Source organism: Aquincola tertiaricarbonis, from assembly GCF_000969605.1.
Classification (GTDB): domain Bacteria; phylum Pseudomonadota; class Gammaproteobacteria; order Burkholderiales; family Burkholderiaceae_C; genus Aquincola; species Aquincola tertiaricarbonis.
In genome coordinates this window covers 23480-33294 of record NZ_JZUE01000040.1, presented here as the reverse complement: position 1 = coordinate 33294, position 9815 = coordinate 23480, and the positions used below count along the sequence as shown (strand labels likewise).

8 protein-coding genes are annotated in these 9815 nt (G+C 63.7%); 4 read left to right on the top strand and 4 right to left on the bottom strand.

Annotation, left to right across the window (positions count from 1 at the left end; all coding sequences use genetic code 11):
• Positions 1–31: 31 nt before the first annotated feature.
• Positions 32–571 carry a hypothetical protein gene (locus VO99_RS30620; RefSeq protein ID WP_198157085.1) on the bottom strand — a complete coding sequence of 180 codons (540 nt, stop codon included), beginning with the start codon at positions 569–571 and terminating at the stop codon, positions 32–34.
• Between the two features lie 1402 nt (positions 572–1973).
• Between VO99_RS30620 and VO99_RS26405 the strand changes: the two genes are divergently transcribed.
• Positions 1974–2567 (top strand): GNAT family N-acetyltransferase, encoded by a 594-nt coding sequence (locus tag VO99_RS26405; protein WP_046115953.1) that lies wholly within the window; start codon positions 1974–1976, stop codon positions 2565–2567.
• Positions 2568–2701: 134 nt separating this feature from the next.
• On the opposite strand, the gene VO99_RS31940 is transcribed toward VO99_RS26405, so the two are convergent.
• Entirely contained in the window at positions 2702–3220 is a 519-nt protein-coding gene (locus VO99_RS31940) for an HU family DNA-binding protein (RefSeq protein ID WP_310733678.1), read from the bottom strand.
• A 25-nt stretch (positions 3221–3245) separates the two neighbouring features.
• On the opposite strand from VO99_RS31940, the gene VO99_RS31935 reads away from it, so the two are divergent.
• The 3 genes from VO99_RS31935 (at position 3246) to VO99_RS26395 (ending at position 7752) form a co-directional block, all read left to right on the top strand.
• Positions 3246–4148, top strand: a complete 903-nt coding sequence (locus VO99_RS31935; protein ID WP_310733677.1) for an H-NS family nucleoid-associated regulatory protein — start codon at positions 3246–3248, stop codon at positions 4146–4148.
• A gap of 276 nt (positions 4149–4424) precedes the next feature.
• Positions 4425–4994, top strand: coding sequence for a hypothetical protein (locus VO99_RS30610; protein ID WP_198157084.1), 570 nt, complete (start codon positions 4425–4427; stop codon positions 4992–4994).
• A gap of 613 nt (positions 4995–5607) precedes the next feature.
• Entirely contained in the window at positions 5608–7752 is a 2145-nt protein-coding gene (locus VO99_RS26395) for a PAS domain-containing protein (RefSeq protein WP_083440954.1), read from the top strand.
• A gap of 849 nt (positions 7753–8601) precedes the next feature.
• Here the strand turns inward: VO99_RS26395 and VO99_RS26390 are convergent.
• Positions 8602–9123, bottom strand: a complete 522-nt coding sequence (locus tag VO99_RS26390) for a GAF domain-containing protein (protein WP_046115952.1) — start codon at positions 9121–9123, stop codon at positions 8602–8604.
• A 379-nt stretch (positions 9124–9502) separates the two neighbouring features.
• Positions 9503–9778 (bottom strand): type II toxin-antitoxin system HicB family antitoxin, encoded by a 276-nt coding sequence (locus tag VO99_RS30605; RefSeq protein ID WP_157039802.1) that lies wholly within the window; start codon positions 9776–9778, stop codon positions 9503–9505.
• Between the last annotated feature and the right edge of the window lie 37 nt (positions 9779–9815).

Here is a 9815-nt window from a genome sequence, read left to right as displayed (position 1 = left end):
GGCGCATCGCATCGCGTTGTGCAGACCTTCCCTAGAGACTCAAGCGGCGTCGTCTCATTTGGCCAGCACTCTTTACTTGCGTAAATTGCGAACATTGCGTTGCGCATCGGCTGCGGCATTTGTGCTCCGCGTGGCTCGCATGCAAGCGCAGAACTGCGAGGGGAAGCAAAGCGGCCACTGCGGTGAGCGCCGAAACGCTGAGAGTCGTCAAGACCTTAAACAGGAGCTGTAGCGTCGTCTCCGACGCCGGCGCGGCCGAGAGCACGAACCCGCCAATGAGAATCACTGCAAAGGGTGCAAGCGAACGCGGCAACGTGCTGATCAGCGGGTGGTGAGCTTCCAGCGCTGCATCAATACGAATCAACACTCGGCGGACGAGCACCACTGTTACCGCAGTGGACGCAAGCGCCATTAGCAGGCTTGCAGTGAATGTCAGTCGCATGGCACCTTTAACCGCGCTCGAATCATGCGCCCACAACAGAAAGGCAATGCCGAATCCAACCAGTGCGAGTACGGCTGTTGCCAGCAGATATGGAGCAGGGGGCCGTGGCTCGCCCATGTCTTGCATCATTACTTGTCCACTCCTGAGGATGAGGTTCACCTCCTATAGAGGTTGCGGCGCATCATTGCAAGCACTGTGCCTGGCGGCAGCGCCTGTCTTCGACCGCCAAAAAGTCGCTGCGCCGGGGCCACCTCAAGAGACTAACCCAGTACAGCGCAGGAAGTTGCCGCGGCCTAGGCAGTAGTTCACGCCCGCCGGCCCTCCGGCTCATGGTTCCGCTGATCTGGCGCTTGGGCAATCCATACACGGGTGCATCCGGGATTGCCATCTGAGTCTGCGCATGGTGGAGCAGGAGCCAGGCCTCCAGGCTTACCTCCGCCCTGTGGTGCCAGCATCGAAACCTGGTGGTGCTGACCTTGCATTGAGTCGGCTCGTCACGGACGATTAGAGGCAACCTGCCTCCGTCGCATTAGTTTTGGAACGGTGCACCAGTTGCCCGCTGATGGGCTGCCATTAGACTGCAACACCCCAACGCTCAGCCGGGGTGATGCCCAGGCCTGTGAAGGCGTTTCTGCCCGTGTCGAATTGCCGCGAAGTTGAGAGTCAGCTACCGGTCTTGAAAACTGCCACGCTCTCGACAAGACGGTCGGCCTGGCTGCGCAGGCTTTCTGCGTCCGCGGCACTTTCCTCGACCAGCGTCCTGAGACACTACACCCAGATCGAGTGCGGCGCGGTCGCCCCCTGACGGTGATGGGACAAGACCTGGCAGGTCAATGCGGCTTGTCGGTTGTGCGGGTAATCCACGATTGGAGGGCCCGCCCCAGAGGTCCGACCCCGGCGGCTGCAATGCCCTCGTGACAGCTGCGAGCAACAAGGTCCATTCATCCTCATGCCCCTTGGTGCGGGGCCAGTCGCCGGGCCGAATCGGGCACCGCGGTTCATTATTTGCTTAATCAATGGCCTTGAACAAGCTGAGCAGGTCTGGGTTCAGGGCGTCGGGGCATTCGCACGTGAAGGCACGTTTCTCCGCGCCAGGTCGCGGGCGTCTCTTTGAGGCACGTGTGGCCGTCACGGCCGTGCTCCTTCGTCACCTACAGAACTCGTCCGCAGCGGCCAAGTTGTCGTCGAGGCCATCGCCCTGCTTGAGCGAGTCGATGGTCCGTTAAGCCGCACGCCTTCCAGGCGGGCATGTCCAGTACCGGGTGTACCCCCCTGGCTTCGGTCGTCAGGCAGGCTCCCGTGCCAAGTTCGCTGGAGTGCCCGTCAGCCTTGCTAGACGCCCGTGACAAGCAATCCGCAGTACGATGCCCGGTTGAACATCTCCTTCTGCACGGGATTGAAGTAAAGCGGCGCTCGAAGGGGAGGAGAGCGGCCACTACCGGCCTCGGCATGCATGCCGGCACCTCGAACGCACTCCCTCGAACGCACTCCGCTGTCTATCGCGGCGGCCCTGTATGAAGGTAACCTGCACATGACCGTCCTGACCACAGTTCGACTGCGTCTGGAGCCCGTCTCAGACCGGCATGTCGACGGCCTCGATGCGATGAACCAGATCCCCGAGGTGATGCGCTACATCGGCGGTCAGCCGGCCACACGAGAGCAGACAATGTCCATGATCGCCCGCGCACGGCGCTGCTGGGAGGCATGGGGAACGGGTTGGTGGGCTTTTATCGAGCCCACAGCTGACCGGTTGGTCGGCGCCGGTTGCATCCAGTACGCAAGAAGGGAGGCCGAGCCCCCGGCCGACTTGGCGAGTTTGCAGTGCAATCCACTCGAGATCGGCTGGCGGCTGCACCCTGACTATTGGCACCAGGGGCTGGCCACCGAGGCTGCTCGGGCCATGGCCGCTTTTGCGTTCGCCCAACTTGCAGCTCCAGAACTCATCGCCATTCGCCACCCGGACAACCTCGCTTCGGCACGGGTCATGGGTCGGTTGGGGATGCAGTACCGCGGCCCCGAGACTTGGTATGGCACCATTACAGCTGCCCATGTGCTGACCCGGGGCGATTGGCAACGCTACGGGCCGCTTGACGCCATTACCGCCGATGGTGCATCGGTCAATTGAGCGTCTGACCTGTTCTGCCGTGAGCCGGGCCCCTTCGCCGGCTGGCGCGCCGCTGGTTAGTCGAACCGCGGCTCGACATGTCGATGGCGGCGGCGCCATGTGGTTTCACCCCCCCCCCCGTGCCCTTCCGAGCGCTAGGACCGGTTCCCTGGCAGCAGCACGAGGTAAGCCCGGCTCACGCCAATGCGCCGGCCGGCCCAGACGAGCCGTACGGAACAAGCGTCAAGCCGTCGCAATTGAGGGCATTGCGACGCATGAGTGTGACCTGAAGGCCCCGTTGGTGGATGGTTGCACGCGCGTTGCCGGCCGTGCGCTCTTTCTCGAAGAGGCCCTGGCGCGACGGCAGGCGGGGGGTGATCAGTGGCGCTTGGACTTAGCGCCGCGTCCTTCACCTTTTTGAGTGCGCGCAGGCGCAGCTTTGTCGTCGCCGGTTTCGCAGCGAACGTCTGCTCCTGTTTGGTGAATGGGTTGATGCTCACGCGCTTCTTTCTAGCCGGCACGGTAACGGCCGTCACCTTGAGAAGGTCCGGCAACGTGAATTCCCCCAGTCCCTTCTCGTGCAGCGAAGCTTGCATCGTCGCCTCAAGTCCTGCCAGCACGGCTTTGACCTGTTTGGCATCGAAGCCAATCGTCTGAGCCAAATGCGCGAGCAGCGAGGTCTTGTTGAAGGCGGAGGTGATGGGCTTCAGTCCCGCGCTGCTCGACTTCTTGGCAGCAACGGTCTTCTCGGCGCTGACGGTCTTGGTGGTTGAGGGCTTTCTTGGCCGTAACCATGAGGTGGCTGATTCCGGTGACTTTGAGGTGACGGTGCGTCACGGGGATTCTGAGCAAACGCCCCGCCTGTACGCGCTGGCGGGTAGGTTTGCACTCATAATCAGCCGGAGATGTTCCAGCACGAACCGTGGTTTCCAATTTGTTAACGATACAGACCCAATCAAACAATACGGCGTTACGGCATACTTCAACTTTTCCGATTCAGTGAGACCGCCAATGGCAAAGAAGTCACTCGCCGACCTGCAGGCGCAAATTGAGAAGCTGCAAGCCGAAGCCAACCAACTTCGCGAAGAAGAAAAAGCGGGTGTGGTCGCCCGCATCCGTGAAGCGATCGCGGCGTACGAGCTGACCGAGCGCGATCTGTTTGGCACTACGTCGCGTGCGGCCGCGCCGAAGCGCGGTCGGCAACCCAAAGCCCGTTCGGTGGCTTATGCCGATGACTCGGGCAATGTGTGGGGCGGTCGGGGGCCGCGTCCGCGCTGGTTGCGCGAGGCGCTGCAACAGGGCAAGTCCTTGCACGACTTCGCCACGGGTGGCGGTGGTGCGGGCGCTGCGGGCCACAACGCGTCCGCCCCGGCCGCATCGGATGCCAGCGGTGAAGCCGGCGCCACGGCCGCGCGCCGCGGTCGCCCACCGGCCAGCAAGAAGGTCCGTGCGGCCAACGGCAAGGGCGCTGCGGGCAAGCCGCCGGTGAAGTACCGAGACGAGTCCGGCAACACCTGGAGTGGCCGCGGTTTGCAGCCGAGATGGCTTAAGCAGGCGCTGGCCAATGGCAGCGCGCTGGAGTCGTTCCGCGTCGAAGGCTGATCGGGTCCTCAGGCGCGTTTCGGGAAGTGGAAGACGCGCCGCACCGAGACAGCGGCTGTTCGATGTGGCCGACGTCTTCAGCCCGGATTGCGCAGCTCGACGGGCTACCGCTCAGGCCTACCATTGGCCCTCCGCCCCCTACTTGGCCTGTCACTCAACTTTCCTGTGCCCAACTCGTTCGAGATCCCCGAAGTCCAACGTGCGCCAAGCGCGGCGCGTCTGGCAGCCGAAGCTTTCTTCTCGCAACGTCCGGCGGAACAGCCTGATACTGCACCGGTGGTCACCGTCGTCAAGCGCAGGGGAGAGCAGCTTTCCCTGTCTGACCTGCCGGGGAGGCCGGCAGAGGAAGCCGCTCGACCACCTCGCGTGTTTCGACTGTCATCGCCTGCGTCACCCGAGGCGGGCTTACAGACAGCACTTCAGTCGACGGCCGCAGGCGCGCAAGAGCCCGCCAGCCCGGAGACCGGTGCCGCCGAAGTGCACACCGCTTCCCGTCTCCAGCATCGGCGTTCCAGGCGGCAACTGCATGGTGAAGTCACCATCACGCGTCCGAACGAGACAGCCCCTGTCCCGAGACAAGGGCCACAGGTGTTGCCCGAACGGGTCCTGGGCACGGAGCCGGCCCGCTCGGAGCCGGCGGGCCTGGAGCACGTGCGTTCCACGGTGCAAGAGACCACAGAAGGCGGCGACGCCTGGCCACGCTATCCCGCAATGCTCCAGCGGCTGCTTGCGCTGCAAGCCGAGGCCGAGGCAGCCAGGCAGCACGAGCGCTTGAGGGCGCTCGTCTGGATCCGCAAAGCGATCGCCGACTACGGTCTGTCGCCGTCCGACCTGGGCTTGCGCTGAGGCAACCGGGAGCGACGCGGGGGGTGCGTGTGGCCGTCGAGCCCGGCGGCGACACCCGAGCTGGCACCATCAGCCAGCGCCGGTGACGTGCGCCCGCCGCTGCGTCAGCCGCGTGTGTCACCATGCCGCGAAGCAGCGGCTGTCCGCCGCCGGACACCGCGCTGTTCATGCTCAGGCTGGACAGCATGACAAGGCGCCTGCCGTTGGGTCAGCAACGGCCGTCGAGCGCTTCCTCAGCCATGACCAGACAAAACAGCCCTTGCGTGTGCAGTTGCAGCAGCAGGCGGCTCACCGTCTCACTCGGTCGCGGGCCCCGCGCCCTGCGACTTGGTGGTGTGGAAGGGCGAGCAAGGTGCCGTGGGGCGTACAGCGCGTGGGTACTAGAAGGCCATGGACTGGGCGAGTGACGACATCTGGAGAGGGTTCGACAAGCGTTGGCGCCAACTGACGGCCCGCGGCTTGCTGGAGGGAGGCACGTCCCTGGCCGGTGTGCAAATTGCTGCCCGGGCGGGTGATGCCGCCCTCTGGCCATGTGGGAACGTGCTGTGATGCAGCCCTGGGTCCTCGATCGAGGGTCGTGCTCATCCTTCTTTACTTGACCGAGCCCAATGACATGCTGCCCAAGTTCTTAGATGTGCCCGGTGCGTCCAGTACCGAACGTCTGCGCCTGGTGGACTGGGCGGAAACCGGCCTGGGCCCGCCGGAGACCTGGCCATCGACCCTCCAGCAGACGCTGGCCACCTGGCTGCCTTCGCCGGCGGCCATGTTCGTGGCGTGGGGGCCGCAGCTGCGCTTTTTCTTCAATGACGCCTATGCGCCGTTCTTGGGCGCCAGGGTGGAGCAAGCGATGGCACAGCCGTTTCACCAGCTGTGGTCGGACATCTGGCCGGACATCAACCCCATCGTCAAGCGCGCCCTGGACGGGCAGGGCAGCCTTTTTGAAGACTTGCCGTTGACCATGATGCGCAACGGCTATGAAGAGCAGACCTGGTGGAGCTTCACCTACATGCCGCTGCGCGACGAAGCCTGCCAGGTGCTGGGCATGTTCTGCACCGGGGTCGAGACCACTGGCAAGGTACTCGCTCAACGCCGCGCCGACCACGAGCAGCACCGTCAGCGCGCCTTGCTCAAGCAGATGCCGGGGTTCGTGGCAATGGTGAGCGGGCCGGAGCATGTGTACGAGTACGTCAACGACGCATACCGCAGCATCGCCGGCCCGCGCGAGTTCTTGGGCCGTACGGTGCGCGAGGTGTTCCCCGAGCTGGTGGGTCAGGGCTTCTACGAGTTGATGGACGGTGTCTACCGCACGGGTGTGCCGTTCACAGCGCCGAACATCGCCATCTCGCTGGTCAACCAGCCGGACGTTCACTATTTTGATCTGCTGTTCCATCCGGTGCGAGACGACGACGAGCAGGTCACCGGTGTGTTCATCGGCGGCTACGACACCACCGCCCGCATCCAGGCTGAGCAGGCGTCGCGCCACCTGAACGAAACGTTGGAGCAACGCGTGGCAGAGCGCAGCGCTGAGCTGCTGAAAGCGCAGGACGCGCTGCGGCATGCCCAAAAGCTGGAGGCCATGGGGCAGCTCACCGGCGGTGTGGCCCACGATTTCAACAACCTGCTGACGGTCATCGGCTCCTCGGTGGCGCTGTTGCGCAAGCCCGACCTGCCGGACGACCGCCGCGTGCGCTTTCTCGACACCATTGCCGAAACGGTGCGCCGGGCCGCCAAGCTCACCGGCCAGCTGCTGGCCTTCGCGCGACGGCAGCCGTTGAACCCCGAAACATTCGACGTTGCCGAACGCACAGCCACCGTCATTGATATGGTGCGGCCGCTGCTCGGTCCTGGCATCCACATCACCGGCCCGATGGCCGCCAAGCCGCTGTATGCCCATGCCGATGTCAACCAGTTTGAGACGGCACTCATCAACCTGTGCATCAACGCCCGCGACGCGATGAACGGCACCGGTGAACTGGTGCTGCAGGTGCGGGCCGTCCAGCAGCTGCCGGCGGCGCAGGGCCAGCCGCCGCGCGCGGGCCAATTCTTGGCAGTGCTGGTGCGCGACACCGGCTGCGGCATCCCACCCGAGCGGCTGGAGCAGGTCTTCGAGCCCTTTTACACCACCAAGCCCACCGGCAAGGGCACGGGACTGGGCCTGAGCCAGGTCATCGGCTTCGCGCAGCAGTCAGGCGGCAATGTGACCGTTGAGAGCACGCCGGGCAACGGGTCCACGTTCACGCTGCTGCTGCCGAGCACGCCCGCCTCTGTGCACCGTGGCCTGGCCGTTGTCACCGCGCCGCCGCAGCCGCCGTCCACCGCTCGCTTGTCCGCTTGCGTCTTGGTCGTCGAAGACAACGAGGACGTGGGCCGTTTTACAACGGAGGTGCTGCACGACCTCGGCCACCGTACGGCTTGGGCCAGGCACGCAGCGCAAGCCATCGCCATGCTTGAACAGAGCCCTGGGCGGTTTGATCTCGTTTTTTCTGACGTGATCATGCCGGGCATGAATGGGCTGGAGCTGGCCAGGTTCATTGGCCAGACGTACCCCGGATTGCCGGTGGTGCTGACCAGCGGCTACAGCGAGGTGCTGGCGGACGAAGGCAGCGGCGAATTTCAACTTCTGCAGAAACCGTACGCGGTCGACGATTTAGCCGGCGTCGTGGGACAAGCAGTGTCAGCGAGGTCGCCCTTTGCAACGGACACGTCATGTGAGGGCGGCCGACCGATTGGCGTGACCAATCAGATGAATCCACGTTGATGCTGCGCGGGAGCAAGCACAGCGATCGGGTGCAGAAGGGAGGTAGCTCCATTCGCTCGCGCCGGGCGTTCTTCGAGAGAGGCCTGCGAAAATTGCGATAATGCGCTTGTTCAGCTAGCGAATGTTATGGCGCAAGGCCTGGTTGCTCGCTGCCAGAGCGCTGTCGCTGGTCTCACAGCCGTCGTCAACCACTCCCGCCGCGTACAGCAGCATCATCACAAGACATCGAACACGAGGAGCCTGTTGGGCGGCTGGCAGTGACACGCCGTCGAATGCCCAACGGTCAGCACCGTCAGGCCACTGGATCGCTGTACGGGACGGTCAAGGTCTAAAGGTGCTCATGTCAAGGGACGGTGCCGACTGTCCGTCCAGCGTTGAGTACATGCACGTCGAGACGACTTTCGCGACTTCGCGCCGCCAAGCTTTGCGATTGGTGAATGGGACGAGGTCGGTGGCCAGGTGCTGGGCACGGGCCGTTGTCCAAGCACAGTCACAGCACCCGTTCCACAACACGTACGCTGCCATCATCTGTTGCAACACCCGGCTCGCAGTATTGCGTGCCTGCGCTGCGGTGTAGGACGCCCCAGGCCACGGCGCGCGCGTCATGGCGAGTTGTTTCGTTGCGCTTCCAGCGTCTGCGGATTGCAAGGGTCGAAGGCGATTGCGCTCAGGATCTGCCAGAGCCAGCGACTTCATCGCACCGGAGGCCGGTTCCTGTGCGTTGGCAAACGCATGTCAGTCCACCAGCATACCCACCAGGCGGATGTCCTCAATTCACGGCAACAAACGCTGGGTTGACCGCCGCGACGTGCAGTGCACGATGACAACACGCCAAAAATGACACGTACCTCATCCGACACCAAGCACCTCCGCCGCACTGGGCAGTTGGTGGCACCGCCCTTCCAGCACGCGCATCACGCCTGCGGCCAAAGCCACAAGGCAATCCTGCTGCGCAGGCGTGATGCCCACCCGCGCCCTCGTGTCCAGCACGCAGATCATGCCCACCGCCACGCCGCAGCTCGACATGAGCGGCGCGCCGGCGTAAAAACGGATGCCGGGCTCGCCGATCACGAGAGGGTTGGCGCAGACTCGCGGATCCTCCTCTGCATTCGGCACCACGAAAACCCCTTCATGTTCAATCGCCTTGACGCAGATGCTTTTGTCCAAGCCAGTCTCGCGCGTCCCAAAGCCGAATTCGGCTTTGAACCACTGGCGCCTGGCGTCCACGAAGCTGACGAGCGCCATTGGCACATCGCACTCTTTTGCAGCAATGCGCACCACCTGGTCGAACACATCCTCGCGCGCGGTATCAAGAATCGCATATCGTGCCAGGATGTCCTGACGTTCTGTCTCACCTACTTGTCGCTGCATGGTCTCCGGCTACCTGGGCTTAATCACGGCGAGACCTCTCTTAGTCTCATTTCTTGGTCACGACAACCCCCTTGGAACACTGGCTGCCAAGTGCAACATCGGTTGTTGGCGTCTGCAGCGGTCGCGTAAGCCGATGGCACCCTCTTCCCCGTGCTCATCCGCGCAGCGGCCGATGTGCTCATTGGGCGCTCCGTGAGACCAGCGGCGCTCGGGCGACCCGCACCCGTTGGCGATAGAGCCGTCAAGTACTGGTCAAGGGCAGGGCGGTGAGACCATCGCTTGTGACCGCCAACGCGGTCACTGGAAGGCAACCGCAGAGGAACGTACACCGAGGCCGGTAGTACATACGATCCTGCCTGCGGTAGCGGCCGGTGTACCTTCACTGTAAATCTGGCTGCCCCGTGCCAAGAAGGTTTGCAGGAACTACCAGTCGTTCGTGCGCCAGCGGCCGTGAGGGGGCAGGTAGAGGGCGGTTGCCGTTCTTGTAAGTACTGAGTACCAACGCCAAGTCCTCGGCGGCGGCTTTTAGCGCGTCGCCTTCGCTCAGTCCGAAGGACAGCAGTTCAGGCAGGTCGCGGCTGGAAATAAAGAAGCCGAAGCCCGTTAATTTCGATGGGGTAAGGACAACAGGGTAAGCGAGCAGCTGGCTGCGCATATTGTGAGTCGTGGAGCGTCGCGAGCCCCGGCGTCCA